The 19582-nt window shown below is 65.9% G+C and carries 17 protein-coding genes; 5 read left to right on the top strand and 12 right to left on the bottom strand.

Annotated features, from left to right (window positions below; translation table 11 throughout):
- Positions 1–222 precede the first annotated feature (222 nt).
- The 4 genes from ASD77_RS03815 to ASD77_RS03800 form a co-directional block, all read right to left on the bottom strand.
- Positions 223–462 (bottom strand): hypothetical protein, encoded by a 240-nt coding sequence (locus ASD77_RS03815; protein ID WP_055937534.1) that lies wholly within the window; start codon positions 460–462, stop codon positions 223–225.
- Positions 463–501: 39 nt separating this feature from the next.
- Positions 502–3171: an excinuclease ABC subunit UvrA gene (locus ASD77_RS03810; RefSeq protein ID WP_055937531.1), complete on the bottom strand. Its 2670-nt coding sequence runs from the start codon at positions 3169–3171 to the stop codon at positions 502–504.
- A 227-nt stretch (positions 3172–3398) separates the two neighbouring features.
- On the bottom strand, positions 3399–4565 hold the full coding sequence (locus ASD77_RS03805) for a zinc-dependent alcohol dehydrogenase (protein WP_055937528.1): 1167 nt from the start codon (positions 4563–4565) through the stop codon (positions 3399–3401).
- Between the two features lie 174 nt (positions 4566–4739).
- A complete protein-coding gene (locus ASD77_RS03800) occupies positions 4740–5180 on the bottom strand; it encodes a hemerythrin domain-containing protein (protein ID WP_235578470.1) in 441 nt (146 codons plus the stop codon).
- Between ASD77_RS03800 and ASD77_RS03795 the strand changes: the two genes are divergently transcribed.
- The 5 genes from ASD77_RS03795 to ASD77_RS03775 all read left to right on the top strand — a co-directional run bounded on the left by ASD77_RS03795 (position 5156) and on the right by ASD77_RS03775 (position 10596).
- Positions 5156–7858 carry a catalase gene (locus ASD77_RS03795; protein ID WP_235578469.1) on the top strand — a complete coding sequence of 901 codons (2703 nt, stop codon included), beginning with the start codon at positions 5156–5158 and terminating at the stop codon, positions 7856–7858. The genes ASD77_RS03800 and ASD77_RS03795 overlap by 25 nt on opposite strands.
- 87 nt (positions 7859–7945) lie before the next feature.
- Positions 7946–8203, top strand: coding sequence for a PQ-loop domain-containing transporter (locus tag ASD77_RS03790; protein WP_055937519.1), 258 nt, complete (start codon positions 7946–7948; stop codon positions 8201–8203).
- A gap of 163 nt (positions 8204–8366) precedes the next feature.
- On the top strand, positions 8367–8993 hold the full coding sequence (locus ASD77_RS03785; protein WP_055937516.1) for a DUF4142 domain-containing protein: 627 nt from the start codon (positions 8367–8369) through the stop codon (positions 8991–8993).
- A gap of 120 nt (positions 8994–9113) precedes the next feature.
- A complete protein-coding gene (locus ASD77_RS03780; RefSeq protein ID WP_055937514.1) occupies positions 9114–9875 on the top strand; it encodes a DUF72 domain-containing protein in 762 nt (253 codons plus the stop codon).
- A complete protein-coding gene (locus tag ASD77_RS03775; protein ID WP_055941014.1) occupies positions 9868–10596 on the top strand; it encodes a DNA-formamidopyrimidine glycosylase family protein in 729 nt (242 codons plus the stop codon). Before ASD77_RS03780 ends, ASD77_RS03775 begins: the two co-directional genes overlap by 8 nt.
- Positions 10597–10705: 109 nt before the next feature.
- Here ASD77_RS03775 and ASD77_RS17645 read toward each other — a convergent pair whose 3' ends face one another.
- From ASD77_RS17645 to ASD77_RS03735, 8 genes are all read right to left on the bottom strand, one after another.
- Positions 10706–11686: an NAD(P)/FAD-dependent oxidoreductase gene (locus tag ASD77_RS17645; RefSeq protein ID WP_082563107.1), complete on the bottom strand. Its 981-nt coding sequence runs from the start codon at positions 11684–11686 to the stop codon at positions 10706–10708.
- Positions 11687–11872: 186 nt separating this feature from the next.
- Positions 11873–13234 carry an MFS transporter gene (locus ASD77_RS03765; protein ID WP_055937508.1) on the bottom strand — a complete coding sequence of 454 codons (1362 nt, stop codon included), beginning with the start codon at positions 13232–13234 and terminating at the stop codon, positions 11873–11875.
- A gap of 78 nt (positions 13235–13312) precedes the next feature.
- Entirely contained in the window at positions 13313–14254 is a 942-nt protein-coding gene (locus ASD77_RS03760; RefSeq protein ID WP_055937504.1) for an SDR family oxidoreductase, read from the bottom strand.
- 243 nt (positions 14255–14497) lie between these two features.
- Positions 14498–15550, bottom strand: a complete 1053-nt coding sequence (locus tag ASD77_RS03755) for an SDR family oxidoreductase (RefSeq protein ID WP_055937500.1) — start codon at positions 15548–15550, stop codon at positions 14498–14500.
- Between the two features lie 98 nt (positions 15551–15648).
- Entirely contained in the window at positions 15649–17031 is a 1383-nt protein-coding gene (locus ASD77_RS03750; protein WP_055937497.1) for an MFS transporter, read from the bottom strand.
- Between the two features lie 34 nt (positions 17032–17065).
- Positions 17066–18076 (bottom strand): SDR family oxidoreductase, encoded by a 1011-nt coding sequence (locus ASD77_RS03745; RefSeq protein WP_055937493.1) that lies wholly within the window; start codon positions 18074–18076, stop codon positions 17066–17068.
- Positions 18077–18438: 362 nt separating this feature from the next.
- Positions 18439–18933 (bottom strand): nuclear transport factor 2 family protein, encoded by a 495-nt coding sequence (locus ASD77_RS03740; protein ID WP_055937490.1) that lies wholly within the window; start codon positions 18931–18933, stop codon positions 18439–18441.
- Between the two features lie 52 nt (positions 18934–18985).
- Complete coding sequence (locus ASD77_RS03735) at positions 18986–19492, bottom strand: DUF1097 domain-containing protein (RefSeq protein WP_055937487.1); 507 nt, start codon at positions 19490–19492, stop codon at positions 18986–18988.
- Positions 19493–19582 lie beyond the last annotated feature (90 nt).

Here is a 19582-nt window from a genome sequence, read left to right as displayed (position 1 = left end):
GCCGGTAGAGAAGTGAGTCAAAAAGTGAGTCGCATCTCAATCTGAAATGCGCTGGCTTCAGGAGAATCAATCTATTGAGATTGGTATTCGAGTGCTGGTTGGCCACGGATCGCTTCGGACACACAATGGCTGTATGCCTTTCACCTAAGCTGAAAAACATGGCGCTTTTGCGCAAGGGCCGGCGGAGTTCAGTTGGCGGCTGTTCGACGTTGAAGGACACGCTCATTCTTCGCCGCTGTCACCGCCGCCCTGGCCGCCGCGTCGCTGACCGTCGCCTTCCCGCTGGTTTTGCTTCGGTAGGTCCTGGCCATCACCATCCTGTCGGCGATTGCTCTGGTCGTTTCCACCGTCATCACGCTGGTACTTGCCGTCTTCGCCTGGGCCCAACTCTCGGCTCCCTGTGGTGCGCTGGCCTTGGCCACCCTGATCGGTCTGGCCGCGCTGATTGTGGATCTGGTTCATCACGTGCTCCCGGTATCGCGAAACGGATGCGTCGCGTCGTCACACCGTGCGCTTCCGGGAGTGAAGGCGCGGTGCTTTTAGCGCCCGCAGTGCGTTTTCCAGGTAGCGCGCGGTGGGGCCCGTCGAGCGCGCGACCTTCTCCGGCGGGCCTTCGGCAACGATCCTCCCCCCGTGTTCGCCCGCCCCGGGCCCGATATCGATCACCCAGTCGCAGTCGGCGACCACCCGCATGTCGTGTTCCACCATGATGACGGTATTTCCCGCATCCACCAGGCTGTGCAGCTGCGTCATCAGTTTCGCGACGTCGGCAGGGTGCAGGCCGGTGGTGGGCTCGTCGAGCACGTACAGCGTATGGCCGCGGTGCGCCCGCTGGAGCTCGCTGGCGAGCTTGATGCGCTGGGCCTCGCCACCGGAGAGTTCGGTCGCGGGCTGACCCAGGCGCAGATAGCCGAGCCCGATGTCCTGCAGCAGGTGCAGCGGTCGCCAGACGGCCGGTTCATCACGGAACAGGTCCGATGCTTCGTCGACGGTCATCGCCAATATCTGCGCGATATCGTTTCCGCGCCAACGGACCTGGAGCGTCTTTTCATCGAACCGACTGCCATGACAGGTCGGGCACGGCGCGTACACGCTGGGCATGAAGAGCAGCTCGACATGCACGGAGCCCTCGCCTTCGCACGTCGCGCATCGTCCCTGGGCCACGTTGAAGGAGAATCGTCCGGCGCCGAACTTTCTGGCCTTGGCGGCAGGCGTGCCTGCAAACAGCTTGCGCACGTGATCGAACAGGCCCGTATACGTGGCGAGGTTGGATCGCGGCGTACGACCAATGGGTTTCTGATCCACGTTCACGAGGCGATCGATCGCGTCTGCGCCCGCCACCAACCGGCCGGACGCGCGGGCAGACGGCGGGGCCTGCCGCAGTTCGATGTCATGGTCTTCGGCGACAGGTTCATGGCCGAGATGCTCGCTCACCAGCTCGACCAGCGCCTGGCTCACCAGACTCGATTTGCCGGAGCCCGAAATGCCGGTAACCGCCGTCAGTGTCCGCAACGGAAACGGTACCTCGATGCCGTGCAGGTTGTTGCGGTGGATACCGGCCAGCCGCAACCATCCCGAGGCTTCACGGCGAATGCGCGGCGTCACTGCGCGGGTGGGGAACAGGTAGCGTCGGGTCTGGGACTCGGTGACCTGCCGCAAACCGCCGGGCGGGCCGCTGTAAAGTACGCGCCCGCCATGCTGTCCCGCGCCGGGTCCCACGTCGACGAGCCAGTCTGCGCGACGCAGCATGTCCAAATCGTGTTCGACCACGAACAGCGTGTTGCCTGCCGCTTTCAGCTGATCCAGTGCTTCATGCAGCGCATCGGCATCGGCCGGATGCAGGCCGGCGGTGGGTTCGTCCAATACGTACACCACGCCAAACAACTGCGACCGGATCTGGGTCCCCAGCCGCAGTCGCTGAAGTTCGCCCGCGGACAAGGTGGGCGTGGTGCGATCCAGTGCCAGGTAACCCAAGCCAAGTGCCTGCAATGCGGCGATCCGCCTGACCAGATCCTGGGCAATGCGTGCGGCCGCAATGCGCTTCTCCTCGGACAGGTCCGGGGTTCGCCGCACATCCGCGCTGCCGGCATGGGCACGCCCACCCTTGGCGACGCGCCGGAGGCTGTCACTGCGGCTGACCGCCTTGCTTCGCATGCCTGCGCGGGAGGGTCCGGCGAACTTCCCCTGCGCCGCCGGTGCCAACGTCTCGGCCATCCGGTCCAGGGACAATTGGGAAAGCGTGCCGATGTCGAGGCCGGCGAACGTCACCGACAAGGCCTCGGGTTTGAGCCGCCGTCCCTCGCACACGGGGCAGGGAGCACCGCTCATGAAGCGCGCCACGCGCTTCTTCATCTGCGCGCTCTGGGTGGTGGCAAACGTATGCAGTACATATTTCCGGGCACCGATGAAGGTGCCCATGTAGCCGGGTTCTGTCTTGCGACGCAACGCGGTGCGCGTCTCCGCAGGCGTGAAGCCGGGATACACCGGAACGATGGGCTGCTCGTCGGTAAACAGGATCCAGTTCCGGTCCTTTCGGGAAAGTGCCCGCCACGGCGTGTCGACGTCGTAGCCCAGGCTGACCAGGATGTCACGCAGGTTCTGGCCATGCCAGGCGGGAGGCCATGACGCGATGGCCCGTTCGCGGATGCTCAGCGAGGGGTCGGGCACCATCGACGTCTCGGTGACATCGTAGACGTGGCCGAGGCCATGGCAATGCGGACAGGCACCCTGTGGGGTATTGGGCGAGAAGTCTTCCGCATACAGCATCGGCTGGTTAGCCGGATAGGTGCCCGCGCGTGAGTACAGCATCCTCAGTGAACTCGAAAGCGTCGTGACGCTGCCGACCGTCGAGCGCACACTGGGGGTTCCGCGCTGCTGTTGCAGCGCTACGGCGGGTGGGAGTCCCTCGATGCTGTCCACATCCGGTACGCCGACCTGGTCGATCAGGCGGCGTGCGTACGGCGACACCGATTCCAGATAGCGACGTTGCGCTTCCGCGTAGAGCGTGCCGAACGCAAGCGACGACTTGCCGGACCCCGAAATGCCGGAGAAGACGACCATGGCATCACGCGGCACATCGACATCGACGTTCTTGAGGTTGTGTTCGCGCGCGCCCCGAACGCGGACGAAGCTTGCCGGCGCGCGACTGCCTGCCCGCGGGCCGCCGCTCATGCCCCTGACCCTGCTTGCGGGCCGCATGGCTTGCCGCGGATCGCGGCATTCGATGGCAGCCGGGCGGGCGTTTCAGCCAGAGGCAGTACTTGTGCAGTCTGGCAGCCACACCCGTACAGCGTGTGGAGGTGGCTTATCGCTGCGTTGTCCATTGCATCGCCTTCGCCGGCACGGGCAAGGACTGGTCGTTGTTCGCCGTGAAGGTTCATCGCCCGTTGCTCCACACGTCAGTCCGGTGTCAGCACCACCTTTCTGCATTGATCCTCCCGACCGTTGAAGATCTCGTACCCTTTTGCCGCATCCATCAGATTCATGCGGTGGGAGATGATCACCTCGGGCGCCAGGTCGCCATTGCCGATGTGTTCCAGCAGTTCCGGAAGCAGCGCCTGCACGTGGGTCTGGCCCATCTTGAAGGTGAGGCCCTTGTCGAAGGCATCGCCGAACAGGAACCCGTGGATGAAGCCGGCATACACACCGGGGACACTGACCGTCCCGCCGCGTCGGGTCGCCGCGATGCATTGGCGCAAGGCCTTGCCGCTTGAGCCTTCCAGCTTCAACGTGGTCAGTATCGTTTCGGTGGTGCTTCCCTTTGCCTCGAACCCGACCGCTTCGATGCTGGCGTCCACGCCGCGTCCCGCCGTCGCCTCGATGATGTATTCGGCCGGATCTTCCTGTTCGTCGAAATTGATCGGAATCACACCGTAGGCATCGCGCGCGAACTCAAGCCGGTACGCATTGTGATCCACCATGAAGATCGTTTCGACGCCCAGCATCCGGGCGCACGCGGCCGACATATAGCCCACCGGGCCAGCGCCGAAGATCGCCAAGGTGGAACCCGCGCCGACACCTGCGTTCAACACGGCCTGGTAGCCGGTCGGCAGGATGTCGGAGAGGAACAGGACCTGTTCGTCGGAAAGCGCATCCGGCACCACCAGGGGGCCGACGTTCGCCTTCGGCACACGCACGAACTCCGCCTGTCCGCCCGGCACGCCGCCGTAAAGATGGCTGTACCCGAACAGCGCGGCCGGCGGCTTCATCTGCTTGGCATTCAACGCGGCACCCTTGCCGGTATTGGTGGTCTCGCACGCGGCGAACTCGTTGAGGAGACAGTGGAAGCACTGCCCGCAGGCGATCACGAAGGGAATGACGACGCGATCGCCTTTCCGCACCCGGGTCACCGCCGGCCCGGCGTCTTCCACGATGCCCATGAACTCATGGCCGAGGATGTCGCCATCCTGCATGCCCGGGATCTTTCCGCGATAGATGTGCAGATCGGAACCGCAGATGGCGGTGGCGGTCACCCGCAGGATGATGTCGTCGGCGGCGATCAGCCGAGGGTCTTCGACCGTCTCTACCCGCACGTCGCGCGTGCCCTGATACGTCAGTGCTTTCATGGATTCGGCCTCGCTTATGGAAGACCACCATGTGCCTGCGGCAATCAACACGGTGTGATGCGACGGGCCGGTACGAGGTAAACCGAGAGGTCCGGATGACGCCGATGAACAGGCAGGTACCCCCAATGGCGGCCACGGCCGTCGTAATGCCGCATCACGACGGCATGGCGGACATCATGCGACGGGAACAGGGCTCGGTTGACGGGATGCATTCCTGAACGCTTCGGCCGCCTCGGCGGAATCCTTCCACGTTTCGTAATCCTCATCCATGCTCGCAAGCTCGTCCTTGGAGAACAGCTTCCTCACCATCTTGAACATCGTCGTCTCTTCTTCCTTGGCGTGATGATCGACGAATTCGCCGAGCACTTTCGCCGAGCCGGCGAAATCGGCGGAATCGACCTGCTTGGTCTTCAGATCCGGCAGCACCGTCAGTTCGACCGCTCTGTGTTCCTGCACTGCTTCGGCGTGCGTCTTCAGTCCTTCGCGGTCTGCGCGCTCCATGAAGGCCGGATAGAAGACCAGCTCCTCCCACTTGGCGTGCGGAATCAATCCCTTCTCGATGGACATCAGGATGTCCGCGCGCGATTTCTTTGCCCGGTCGCTGGTTTTCTCCATCTCGGCGAACAGTTTGCGCAGATCATCGTGTTCGTTCTTCAGGGTTTTCAGGATGTCGCGTGTCATTGCCGGTGGTTCCTCAGGGGGAGCCGCATCATGCGCCCGTCAGGTTAGGGGGCAGTGACGGTGCTGCACGCGCATGCACAGACGACATCGCCGTCCGTCGGACGATCGACAAAAAAGGTGCGCAGTCTTCGCGCGATCGTCACATGCACGGCGCTGTCACGAAACAGGGAACACAGTGCCCGCACTGCGTCATCGACGCGCTTCTTCGGAGTACACCCATGCCTACTTCCCGCAAGCCCGCCGCCAACGGGAAGAAATCCGTGGCCGGCAAGTCCGCGGCCCGCAACTCTGACAGCGCGGCTTCCTCGCCGCCGCCGCGCGCTACCGGCGATCTGCTCACCGAGCGCGCCGCCGACACGGATGCCACGGTTGCCGCACTGCCCTTCAACGAGAACAAGGCCGCCGAGTACGGCCGTGAGCTGGCGACGGATCCTCCCGAGGGCACGCAGATCATTCCGCCTTCCGATCTCGTCGGCGGCAGTACGCTGTCCGAGACGAACACCTCGGAAAAGACCGGAAGCCGCGCGCCGGAAGGTGCGAACCCGACGGTCGCGCCGCTGGACCGCGTGCGGGTGGACAGTTCCGGCCAGCGCATGACGACGAACCAGGGCGTGCCGGTCGCCGACAACCAGAGCTCGCTGAAAGCCGGGCTGCGCGGGCCAGCGCTGCTCAAGGACTTCATCCTGCGCGAGAAGATCACGCACTTCGATCATGAGCGGATCCCGGAGCGCATCGTTCATGCACGGGGATCCGGCGCGCATGGCTACTTCGAGAGCTACGGCGACCAGTCCGCGCTGACGCGCGCGGCACCGTTCCAGCAGGCGGGCAAGAGAACCCCGGTCTTCGTGCGCTTCTCCACCGTCGCCGGTGAACGCGGCAGCAAGGACACCGCGCGCGATGTCCGTGGCTTCGCGGTGAAGTTCTATACCGACGAGGGCAACTGGGATCTGGTCGGCAACAACATGCCGGTGTTCTTCATCCAGGACGCCATGAAGTTCCCGGACCTCGTCCATGCGGTCAAGCCCGAGCCGCATCACGGCATGCCGCAGGCGGCGTCGGCCCATGACACCTTCTGGGATTTCGTGTCGCTGATGCCGGAATCCACCCACATGCTGATGTGGTTGATGTCGGACCGCGCGATCCCGCGCAGCTACCGGATGATGCAGGGCTTCGGCGTGCATACCTTCCGGTTCGTCAATGCGGAAGGCCTGTCGAAGTTCGTCAAGTTCCATTGGACGCCCGTGCTGGGCACGCATGCCCTGTTGTGGGACGAGGCGGTCAAGATCTCCGGCTGCGATCCGGATTACCACCGGCGCGACCTGTGGGAGGCGATCGAATCGGGTGCCTATCCGGAATGGGAACTGGGTGTGCAGGTCTTCTCGGAAGAGGACGCCGATGCGTTCTCCTTCGATGTGCTCGATTCGACCAAGCTGATTCCCGAAGAACTGGTGGCCATCGAGCCGATCGGACGCATGGTGCTCGACCGCAATCCGGACAACTTCTTCGCCGAGACCGAACAGGTGGCGTTCTGCACGGCGCACGTCGTGCCGGGCATCGACTTCACCAACGACCCGCTGCTCGCCGGCCGCATCCACTCCTACGTGGATACGCAGATCTCCCGCCTGGGTGGCCCGAATTTCCATGAGATCGCCATCAATGCGCCCGTCGCGCCCGTACACAACAACCAGCGCGACGGCATGCACCGCCAGGCCATCCACCGCGGCAAGGTGGCCTATGAACCCAACTCGCTGGGCGGCGGCTGCCCGTTCCAGGCGGGCGGCGCGGGCTTCGTGTCGTTCCCTGAACCCATCGATGCCGACGAGGTGCGCGGCAAGCCGGAGAAGTTCGCCGAGCACTTCAACCAGGCTGCGTTGTTCTTCAACAGTCTCGCGCCGGTCGAGCAGGCGCATGTGGTCGCCGCCTACCGGTTCGAGCTTTCCAAGTTGACCGTTCCGGCCATCCGCACTCGGGTCGTGTCGATGCTGCGCAACGTTTCCGATGACCTCGCGTCCCAGGTGGCGGCGGGACTCGGGATGGCGTTGCCCGACGCCATGCCGCGTGCGCTGGCCAAGCCGCCGACGGCGGAAGTCAGCGTGTCCGCGCCGCTGTCCATGTTCGCGCGACCGGGCGTGCCTGGCATCGATACCCGGAAGGTCGCCATCTTCGTCGGCGACGGCGTCAACGCCGACACTGTGGCAGCACTGCAGTCCGCCCTGCTGGCGCAAGGGGCGACCGGTCGCCTGGTCGGTCACCGTGTGGGTCAGTTCACCGCAGCGGACGGCAGCGCCATAGACGCGGATGCCTCTTTCGAGAACGAACCTTCCGTGCTGTTCGATGCGGTGGCGGTTCCGGATGGCCAACAGGCGGCGAAAACGTGGGGCCTGGACGGCCGTGCCTGCGAATTCATCAAGGACCAGTTCCGCCATTGCAAGACGATTCTCGCAGTGGGCGACGCCGCAGCCTTCGTGGAATCCACCGGCGTGCTGAATGATCCGGCCGACACCGGCCTGATCATCCGGGACACCGCGGATACAGGATCCATCGATGCGTTCCTGACGGCCATGGCCCAACACAAGCACTTTGCCAGGGAGACGGATCCGCCCCTCCTGTGAGCAACGACGCCAAGGGGCGGTGCGCCATGACCGGGACACCGGCCATGGCGCTTCACCTGCCGCCTTGCACTCCTCTGGAGCAACGCCATGGCCGACATCATCGGATGGACCGCATCTGCGATCCTGCTGCTCACGCTGGTCCGCCAGATCATCAAGCAGGTCAAGGACAGGCAGCAGGAAGGCGTGTCCACGTGGCTCTTCATCGGCCAGGCCACGGCGTCTGCCCTGTTCGTCGTCTACTCCGTGCTGCTGGACAATTGGGTGTTCATCGTAACCAACAGCTGCATTCTGCTGACCGCACTCGTGGGTCAATGGATGATGAAGAAGACATCGCGCGAGGAATGACGAACGCGTTTCGCAAGCCCTTCACGCCAAAGTAAACGCCTCGCAATACTGCACATTGCGTTCACGGGTGTAGGCGTTCCCTAGTATCAAGCCAATACACGGACAGGTTCTCATCCTGAAGGCAATCCGGTTCGGCCCCCCTTCCAGAAACCGGAGTTGCATCATGAAAGTTCGCCACCTGTTCGTCCTCGCCGCCGTCTCGATCGGCGTCGTGTCCCTGTCCGCCTGTCGCGAAAACGACGACACTAACGACGTGATGGCGGAAACGTCGGACGCCGTGCCCGTAACGAACGCCGACCCCACCGACGAATCAACCGACACCATGGCGTCCACCGACCAACCCGATGTCCAGGCATCCATGGCCGAGCGCAACGCCCTTGGCGTGTTGAATGCGATCAACGAACATGAAATCGCCGCGGGCAAGCAGGCCCTCTCCAAAGGCGTCAAGGGCCCGGTCGCCGCGTATGCGCAGATGATGATCGACCAGCACACCGAAAACCGCGACAAGACGTCCGCGCTCAGTCCCGAGAGCGCCGCGCCCGATGCCGATGCGCAGCGCAAGAAGGGTGAGCAGGCGCTGGCGATGCTGGACGAGAAGAGCGGCGATGCCTATTCCAAGGCCTATGTCGCTGCCATGGTGAAGGACCATACGGAGGCCCTCGCGGCGCTGGACAGCAAGTTGATACCGGCCGCCGGCCGCGCCGAGGTTACGACACACCTGGCTGCAACGCGTGAGCATGTGGCCAACCATCTGGCACAGGCCAAGCAGCTGGAAAGTGCGGCGAACTAGGCCGAACCTGGCAAACGGGGTTGGTGTCGGCATCGTGCGTGCACGGTGCCGACCCTCCAGTTGAAGGCATCAATCACCGGCGGCATTCCCTACGACACCCCGGTGCAAGGACCCAGCGCAATGCAGGCAATCAAAGTCGGCTGTGCGGGCTGGTCCATTCCACGCCATAGCCTGGCGCTGTTCGGCGAAGGCGAATCGATGCTGGCGCGATACGCCACGCGTTTCCCGGTAGTGGAAGTGAACTCGTCGTTCTATCGACCGCACAAGCCGGCCACCTATGCGAAATGGGCCTCCTCGGTGCCGAGGGATTTCCGTTTCTCCGTCAAGCTCCCCAAGATGATTTCCCACGAACGGGCGCTTCGCCAGTGCGGTCCGGTGCTCGACCGCTTCCTGGGTGAGGCGGAGGCGCTTGGCAGCAAACTGGGCGGGTTCCTGCTGCAGCTTCCTCCCAGCCATGTGCTCGACGCCCGTGTCGCCTCGACGTTCTTCCGCCTGTTCCGCCGTCGCTCGGACGCGCCACTTGTCTGCGAACCCCGCCACACCAGCTGGTTCTCGGGCGCCGCGGAGGCGGTGCTGCAGCGGTACGGCGTCGGCCGCGTCGGCGCGGACCCGGCCCTGGTCGAAGACGCAGGCCGCCCCGATGCGCGATCGCCCTGGCCGTACTGGCGCTGGCACGGTTCGCCGCGGATGTACTACAGCGCGTACACAGAAGACAGCCTGCAGCAACTGGCGGCCGCGGTCGTTTCAGGCAAGTCGCCTGCCCGTCCGTGGGTCATCTTCGACAATACCGCCCACGGTCACGCGACCACCAATGCGGCTCGCCTGCAGGATCTGCTGCGGGAAACGTCATCGCGCCCTGCGACGGGACGTGCCCGTGCCTGAAGGTCCTTCCATCGTCATCCTGAAGGAAGCGGCGGCCCACTTCAGCGGCAAGACCGTCCGCAAGGCGTCGGGCAACAGCAAGCTCGACCTGGGCCGCATGGAAGGCAAGCGCGTTGTTGCGCTGCGCAGCTGGGGAAAACACTTCCTCATCGAGTTCCGTGGCTTCAGCATGCGCGTGCACATGCTGATGTTCGGGTCCTATCTGATCGATGAAGAAAAGCCCGCCAATCCCCGCATGTCGCTGGCGTTCGACAATGGCGTACTGAACTTCTACGCGTCATCGCTGAAGTACATCGAGGGATCGCTGGACGATACCTATGACTGGCGCATCGACGTGATGAGCCCGGCATGGAGTCCCCGTATCGCCAGGACGAGGTTGAAATCAAAGCCTTCGGTACTGGTCTGCGATGCCCTGCTGGACCAGGATGTCTTTGCGGGGGTCGGCAACATCATCAAGAACGAGGTGCTCTTCCGCATCGGCGTCCATCCCGCCACTGAAGTGGGCGCGCTTCCCCCGCGCAAGCTGGGCCAGATGATCGCGCAGGCGCGCGAGTACAGTTTCGAGTTTCTCGAATGGAAGAGGCAGTTCGTCTTGAGGAAGCACTGGCAGGTCCATACCAGGTCCACGTGCCCGCAGTGCGGCCAGCGCATCATCAAGGAATACCTGGGCGTACTCAAACGCCGGTCATTCTTCTGCACGCGCTGCCAGGCGCTTTTCTGACTCTGACAATCGCCTGCGTCTCTCTCCGAGCGAGGCGGGCGCAGCCCTGGCCGTTCCGGCACGCCGTTCATTCATTCCAGCGTGCTTCCTGTCCTGACACGCCTTGGCCTCAACGCAGGATCGCGTCCAAGCGCCGGTGGATCGCCGTGGCCGCAATGGCGGCGTGGCCGAACGCCACCGATATCTGGTTGAGATCCGTGGCCACATCGCCAATGGCGTAGAGGCCCGGGCGCGACGTCTGCAGATCGTCATCCGTGACGATGGCGCCGTCCTTGTCCGTCGTCGCGCCGGCGATGGCCGCCAGGTCGCTGCGCGCCGGTGCACCCATGGCGGCATAGAGGGTATCGAATCGGTGAATGCCGCCCGCCACATCGCGTGCTTCGCAGGTATCGCGCCCGCAGGTGAGCTGGGCCAGTTCCGGCAACACCTCGATACGCAGTTCGTTCGCACGGAGCACCGCGGCCTCCCGCAGATCCGCGGGGACCGGCGCGGCCTCGGCCACGGGAACCACGCTGACATGGGGCGAGAACGAGCGCAGAAAGCAGGCGTGGCGGATGCTGTGCAGCAACGGCCCCACCACCCCGATGTTCTTGTCTGTCGCCTCGTATCCGTCACAGATCGCGCACAACCGGATCAGTCCGCGCGCGATCGCGTCGTCGATGGAGCCGTGCTCCAGTTCAGGGAGTAGATCCCGAACACCCGTAGCCAGTATGACGCTCCCGGCATGCCAGGTCTGACTTTCATCCCGTACTTCCCAGCCATCGGGACCGGTCGAAAGGCCGACAACGCGACGTCGCAGTGGAACAACGCCATAGGTCGAGGCCTGCTCCCTCAGTTTCCGGAGGAGGCTTTCACCCGACACGCCTTGCGGGAAGCCGGGGCAGTTGTGCGTTTCGGGTATCCAGCGGGCCCTGCTGCGACCATCATCGAAGAGTTGCACGCGCCGGTGGAATCGGCGCAGGTAGGTCGCGGCCGTCAGACCTGCGGGACCTCCGCCAATGATGATGCAGTCGGTACGGACACCGCTGCCGTCGCTACCTCCACTGGCCTGTTGGGCGGAAGCCGCGGTCGCGGCGGGTTTGGGTTTCATCTGGGCGGTCCTTCCGGTAGCGGCTCAAGGCGCCCGGGCCGAACCGGGGCGCGTGGTGCAGAGGGACGTGCATGCAAGCGTCCCGTCCACGGAAAGGGTGGGCCTGTGTGCCGAAGCACGAACGATGCCCCGGCCGACACTAAGTCCATGTGAACCGTTGCGCGGCGCAGGCAAGCTGCCACGCACTCAGGTTGTGCTGCCTGCGGCGGGTTCGTGCTGGCCTTTGCGATAGCGTCGCCCCAGCCAGACGGCCAGCAGCGCCCACGCGGCCGTGAGGGGGAGGGCCACGCCCAGCAGGCTTCCTGGCCCCGTGCCCGCTCGCCCGCTCATCGCTTCGATCTGCGCGCCCAGCACATCGCCCAGCCGATAGACGAAGGTATCGATGAAGGCTCTGGCCTTGTACTTGTGCCCTTGCCGGACGTGCGTGAAAAGCAGTTCCCGGGCCGGGCGCGCGACGCCGCGCTGCACCGCCCGGTTGGCGGCGTCGAGCACGTACAGGATCGCGATGCCGCCGTGTGCCGCCAGCCCCGCGAAGCCGAGCGCGGTGGCCGCGGGCAGCGCCACCAGCGCATGCCCCGGGCCGACGCGGTGGCCGAGGCGGGTGGCCATCGCGAGCTGCAGCAAGAGGAAGACCAGCTGGGTCCACATGTCGATGTTCGCCAGCAGTGCCGCCATCGCATCCTGTCCTGCATCCACCCCGGCGACCAGCTGCAGTCGGGTGAGGTAGACCAGGGTGGTCATCACCGCCATCAGCAACACGTAGCCGGCGATGCCAGCCAGATAGGGCGACCGGACGACCGCCTGCGCGCCGTCCCATGCGCCGCCTCCCATCGGTGCCGCATCATCGGCGGGCTGTTCTTCCGTCTCGTCGCGCACCTCGCTGCCGCCCGGCGTGAGACGGATCAACCACCATGCGGACAGGATGCCCAGCACCAGCAACACCACCGAGAGCGGCAACAGGTTGGATGCGCCGAGCGATTGCGCAAGCCGAGACGTCAGCCAGGCGCCGAAGATCGCACCCACGGTACCGCCCACGCCGACGAGTGCGAACAGGCGCGTGCCCTGTTCGCGAGTGAAGCGGTCGGAGACCAGCGCCCAGAACACCATGGTGCCGAACACGTTGAGTACGCTGAACCAGACATAGAACACCTGGCCACTGCGCAGTCCCACGGCTGCGGAACCGAACGTCATCAGCGCCCACAGGACCAGCAGCGTCAGTCCGAAGAAGCCGTACGTCATGGCGATGGCGTGCGGTCGGCGGACGCGGGCCACCAGCAGGCCGAAGACAGGATTGAGCGCCAGCGTGACGAGCGCCGTCGTGATGAACAATCCGCGCACGCTGTCCAGGCCGCCGGCCATGCCGACGGCATCGCGCACGGGGCGCAGCAGCATCAGGGCCGTCAGTACGAAGAAGAATCCGTACGCGGCGGTCAGCAGCGGACCGAGGTCTCCCCGACGCACATCGAAGACCGTCTTCGTCCATCCCGCCACCCATCGCCGCGGCGCTCGCCGCGCGGGCGGCGTCAGGGTGCTTTCCAGCGAAGCCATCTCACCCGCGCGGCGACGGTGTCGATGCAGCACGCGGGAAGCGCGACGACCGGGCACGACGGACCGCGCGTGACGTCGTCAAGGCGCCGGGCGGCGTATTCCATCCGTGCCGAACACCGCGCCGGTCAAGCGCTCCGAGACCTGCCACAGGCGTTCGGCGACCGCCGTGTCCACGGCCTGCGGCGGCACTTTGGACGGTGCCGGATGGCCGCGCGTTTCGCCCAGCCTGTCGGGGCCGTAGTACGCACCCGCCTGCGCGGTCGATGCCGTCGCGGCGAACAGCGGCGGCAGCGCACCCTGTTCGGCGGGCTGGAACAGGAACCACAGGTATCGCCGTGCCAGGCCGGGGAGGCTGCTGGCGCCGGCGCCGTTGGGGAGCAGGTCGGTGCGCGAGATGCCGGGGTGCGCGGCGATGCTCTGGATGCCCCATCCCGCTTCCGCGCTGCGACGCTGCAACTCGAAGGCGAACATGAGGCAGGCCAGCTTCGATTGGCCATAGGCGACCATCGGCGTGTAGTAGCGCTTGGACTGCAGGTCCTCGAAGTTGATCGTGCCATTGCGTGCCGCAACGCTGGACAGCGACACCACGCGCGCGCCGCGTCCCTGGCGCAACAGCGGCAGCAACCGGGAGGTGAGCGCGAAATGCCCCAGATGGTTGGTGCCCAATTGCAGCTCGAAGCCGTCGGCGGTTTCCTTGCGCTGCGGCGGCGCCATCACCGCCGCGTTGTTCACCAGCAGGTCCAGGCTGCCGTGCGAGCGACGCAGTGTCTCGGCGAACGCTTCGATGGACTCCAGGCTGGCCAGGTCGAGCGAGCCGAACCGCACATGCGCGCGGGGCGCGGACTGGCGGATCTGCTCGACCGCCGCCGCGCCTTTCGCGGCATTGCGTCCCGCCACGATGACGTTGGCACCGGCCCGTGCCAATGCCGCGGAGATGTGGAAACCGATACCTCCGGTTCCGGTGACCACCGCGGTTCGACCGATCTGCGACGGAATATCGGATGTTGTCCAGCCTGCCATGACGCGTGCCTCGTTGATGTGGGGAAGGGAGAGCGCGTGTTGCGCGCGTAGAGCGATATCGACATCAGGTCGCTCGCCAGGCGTCGACCCACGTGTCGTGGATGAAGCGCCAGATCGGCGCCGCGATGAAGGCGCTGGCGACCCGCATCCGCGCACGCGGTCCGACACGGGACAGGGTCCCGTGCGGTGCCCGCTGCGAGCGGAGGCTCTGCTAGTGGATGAGAAGGTGGGGAGCAAGCGCGCTCAGCGGGCAGGTGGCGACGGAAAACGCGCACCGGTGATCTGCTCACTGAGGTCCCACAGACGTGCAGCGACGGTGGCATCGCGGGCGATGGCGGGAATGGCGGCCAGGCCCAGCGGTCCAGCGATCTCGTTCGGCCCGGTCGGTCCGTAGTAGACGCCACCCTGTGCGGTGGGTGCTGTGGCCGCGTACAGCGTGGGAACGGCGCCTTGGGCTGCGGTCTGCAGATTCGCGCGATTGCTGGCCCACTGGCGTCCCTGCGGACTGTCCAGGCCGGGACCGCGTGCGACCAGTTCGGTCACCGCGACGCCGGGGTGGGCGGCCATGCTCTGGATGCCCCAGCCACCGGCATCGCTGCGACGCTGCAGTTCCAGCGCGAAGGAGAGGCAGGCCAGCTTCGACTGCGCATACGTGCCCATGGGCTCGTACGCGCCGGTCGACTGCAGGTCGTCCAGATTGAGGGTGCCGCGATGGACCGCGATGCTCGACAGGGTCACCACGCGCGGCGCCTCGCTCTTGCGCAGCAGCGGCAGCAGCTCGGCGGTGAGCAGGAAGTGGCCGGCGTAGTTGGTGGCGAACTGCATCTCCAGCCCGTCCACCGACATGCCGCGCTCCGGCGGCGCCATGATCGCCGCGTTGTTGATCAGGCCATCCAGGTGCGGCAGCGAATCGCCCAGGCGCTCGCCCAGCTCACGGACCGAGGACAGGCTGGACAGGTCGACAGCCTGGAACTCCACCTGTGCCGCGGGTACGTCCTGGCGGATTTTGTCGATCGCTTCCTGGCCGCGCTGTGCGTTGCGCGCGGCGATGACCACGCGTGCGCCCGCGGAGGCCAGCGCCTTCGCATCCTCGAAACCCATGCCGCTGGTGCCGCCGGTGACCACGAAGATGCGTCCCTTCTGCGAGGGCATGTCGGCCGTGCTCCAGGTCGGCGGCGGTGTCTGCGCCGCGGCATCCAGCGCGGCCACGCCGCCGAGCAGCAGGCCGAGGGCGGCGAAGCGCCCGCGCCAGGCGGACGGTGCGGAGAGGGATGGGGTGTTTCGTGTGTCGATCATGGGCATGTCCTCGTGGGAGAGTGGGTCGTGCGTCGGTATGGAAAGCGCCAGCTCAGGCACGGCGCCGTGTGCAGGGATGCGTGGTGTCGCTGTCGCCGTCATGCCTCTTTTCCGGAAGACGACGGCGCACGGTGGTGTCCGGGCGTGGAGGAGAACTCGTGTTCCGCAGCGACGGCATGGCGCGCCTGCGCGCGTCCCAGCCACAGGCCGAGGGCGGCCCAGGCAACGGCCAGCGGCACCACCACGCTGGCCAGTCCGCCCAGTGCCAGCCCGAGCCGGCCGAGTACGCCTTCGGCCTGTGCGCCGACCACATCGCCGGTGCGGTACATGAAGGTGTCGACGAAGGCCTTGGCCTTGTACTTGTCTTCGCGGCTCACCACGGTGAACAAGGCCTCGCGTGCCGGCCGGGTGATCCCGCGCTGCACGGCGCGATTGGTCGCCTCCAGCAGCACCAGCACGACGAATGAGCCGTAGATCGCCAGTCCGATGAACCCGAGCGCAGTGGCCACGGGCAGGATCGCCAGCGCCACGCCCAGACCGAAGCGCTGGATGAGTTTGCCGGTCAGCGTGACCTGCAGCACCAGCACCGCGACCTGCGTCCACATGTCGATGCTGCCCAGGATCGCCGCGCGCGCATCCATGTCGTCGGTGACGGCGGCGACCATCTGCAGGCGGGTGAAGTAGATGAAGGTCGCCATCACCGTCATCAGCACCACATAGCCGGCGATGGCGGTCAGGTAGCGCGAGCGGAACACGGCGACGAGACCGGCCCAGGCACTGCCGCCGATGCGCGCCGGCTCCACTGCCGCGCACGTTGCGGATGTCGAGGCAGCGCCGGCCGCCTTGTCGGGTACCACCCGCAGCAGCAGCCAGGCGGTGCCCAGCGCCACGAGCAGGAAGCCGCCAGCGACCAGCAACAGGCTCGGCGTCCCCAACGGCACCGCCAGGCGCGACGTCAGCCACGGTCCGAAGATCGCGCCCAGCGTGCCGCCGACCGAGATCAGTGCGAAGAAGCGCTTGCCCTGGTCGCTGGTGAAGCGGTCCGCCAACAGTGCCCAGAACACCATGGTCACGAACAGGTTGAACACGCTGAACCACACGTAGAACACCTGGCCGCTGCGCTCGCCGACCGCGCCCGGCGCGAACACCAGCAAGGCCCAGAAACCCGCCAGACTCGCGACGAAGAACCCGTAGGTCGCGCCGATGAACTGCAACCTCCGCAGGCGCGCGACCAGCCAGCCGAACACCGGGTTCACCGCCAGCGTCGCCAGCGCGGTGCCGATGAACAACCAGCGGATGCTTTCGATGCCACGTTCCATGCCGAGCGCGTCGCGCGCTGGCCGCAGCAGCATCAAGGCGGTCAGCAAGCAGAAGAAGAACAGCGCGGCAATCAGGACCGGCGCGACTTCTTCGCGATGGAGATTGAGCAAGCGATACGGCAGGTGCCGGCGGTCGGACGTCGGCGTCGCATTCCGGTTCATTGGTGAAGGCCCTGGGGTGTGCGGTCCGTGGACGTCATTCGGCCGTGCCCGACGGATAGTGCACGCCGCTCAGCGTCTCGCTGACATCCCACAGGCGTGCGGCGGCCTCTGCATCGGTGGCGGCGTCGGGCACACGGGCATGACCCAGCGCGCCGCGTGCTTCCAGCAGGCCGGTCGGCCCGTAGTAACGTCCGCCTTGCGCATCCTGCGCCGTGGCGGCGTACAGCGTCGGCACGGCACCTCTTTCCGCTGTCTGGAAGAAGCGCCACAGCGGCGTGCTGCGTCCCTGCGACGGCAGCAGGTTGGTGCGCGACAGGCCGGGATGGCTCGCGATACTGGTGATGCCCCAGCCCTGCGCATCGCTGCGCCGCTGCAGCTCACGCGCGAACATCAGGCACGCCAGTTTCGATTGCCGGTAGGCTGCCGCCGTATCCCATTCGCGCTCGAACTGCAGGTCGTCGAAGTGGAGCGCGCCGCGTCGTGCCGCGATGCTGGACAGGGTGACGACACGGGGCGCGTCGGACTTGCGCAGCAGCGGCAGCAGGTCGGCCGTCAGCGCGAAGTGACCCAGGTAGTTGATCGCGAACTGCGACTCGAACCCGTCCGGCGTGATGTCGCGCTGGGGCGGTTCCATGACCCCGGCGTTGTTGATCAGACCGTCCAGGCGCGGCAGCGACGCAGCGAGACGGTTTCCCAGCGCATGCACCGAGGCCAGGTCGCCGAGGTCGAGCGCTTCGAAGCGCACGTTGGCACCGGGTGATTGCTGGCGGATGCCGGCGATCGCTTCCTCGCCGCGCTGCGGATTGCGTGCGGCAATGATGACCTCTGCACCGGCGGCGGCCAGTGCCCTGGCGCTTTCAAGCCCGATGCCGCTGGTGCCGCCCGTCACCACGAAGATGCGTCCCGCTTGGGACGGCATGTCGGCCGCGCTCCAGTCCGGCCTGGGCGCCGGCTGCGCGACCGTGCCGCTGGCCGTGCAGGCGGAGAGCAACAACGCGCCGGCCATGGCGAGCATCGCCGTCCAGTGGCTGCGCCTGCGATGCATCGCATTGCCAGCGGACGAGGAAGAAACGGGATGCGCAAGCACATCGGATACAAGCCGGTCGGCCACGGTCGGTACCTCGCAGGGAAACGATGGGGGAGAGGCCTGCGTACGATCAGCAGGTGATGCACTGTGCGGCGCGGACTTTAAGAAGCGTTTAAGGCTGCGTGAGCCCAGAGGGAAAGTTCACGCGATGCACATGCCGATCGGCGTGGGTGATGCCCGACCCACGACTGCGAGTACGGCACGCCGAGGTTGCGTGGTGCTTGGAACCTTTTGAACAACGGTCGTGCAACCGCTGCTGCCACACGGCATCGCGCCAGCGCACGCTGCGCGGGCGCGACGCCGTGCTTCCGCTGCCAGGCTCAATCCAGCGGAATCCGCCGGATGACATCGTCATAGGGCACGAGGTCGAGGTATGCAGTCACCTCGACGGCACGCAGGTTCTCCATCCGGAAGATCCATACGTAACTGTTCCGGTACGGCTGCCCATCGATGGCGGTAGCTTCGCCATCCCAATGCACGACCACGTGGTCGTCATCGGCCCAGACGTGCCTGACCGTCGGCCGCACGGGCGACGACAGGCGTGCGGCGAAGGGTGTGACCGCCTTCGCCATGAAGACCTCGCGTCCTTCGTAGCGGCCCGCCACCGGGCTGGTGCCCTTGATCGTCCACACCATGTCCGGCGCCAGCACGTCGTCGAAGAAGCTCTTTCCACCCGTACTCCACTGCGCGAAGGCCTGGGTGATGAACTGGCGATTGCGCTCGGTGGTGGCATCGTGCGCGTGTACCGGTGGCGTGCCGTTGACCAGCAGGGCGACGGCCAGCAGGGCGAGTGCAGCGTAGTGTCGGGTTTTCATCACGATGTCTCCTCGGGGTGTTTCGGTTTCGTCATGGCGAAGCGCTATCGGCTCAATGTGCGTGGCTTGTGGCTGCACGCGACAGGCGCGTCGATACGGTGTGCGAGATCCAGCCGGCGGTGCTGCCCAGCGCGCCGGCGCCGAACAGCTTGCCTACGCTCTCGAACGAAGGCTCCAGATGCGCGGCGAACCACGCCACCAGGCCGAGGAAATAGGCGAGCAGGTTGCTCATCACCGGCAATCCGCGCAGCGACACCACCACGATGGCCACGACGAAGACGACCAGCGGCAGCGCCCAAGCGGGCCCCGTGGTGCCTGACAGCGCTTGCAGGGTGAGTGTGGCCACCAGGCCGAGCAACAACCCCGTACCCACGCAGGCGAGATTCTCGATGGTCGAGCGCAGGCTGAGGCCGCGCATATAGAACGCGATCCAGCCGATGAACATCGCCCACACGGGCAGGGCCAGCGAGAGGCTGATGGCGCTGGCACCCGCGGCGGTTGCCGCGGCGACCAGGGTCGCCAGGAGATAGGTGTTGCTGGACGTCGTGGTGATGCTCATGGGGTACTCCAGGCGGGGTGGGAGTCGGATCTGGAAGAAGAGGGGGGCGTTACCTCGGCGATGTGCGCATCCATCGGTACGGGAGGCGGG

The organism is Pseudoxanthomonas sp. Root65 (genome assembly GCF_001427635.1).
In the GTDB taxonomy this organism is placed as follows: domain Bacteria; phylum Pseudomonadota; class Gammaproteobacteria; order Xanthomonadales; family Xanthomonadaceae; genus Pseudoxanthomonas_A.
Note: the sequence above shows the minus strand (reverse complement) of the source record. Positions and strands in the feature narration are given on the sequence as shown.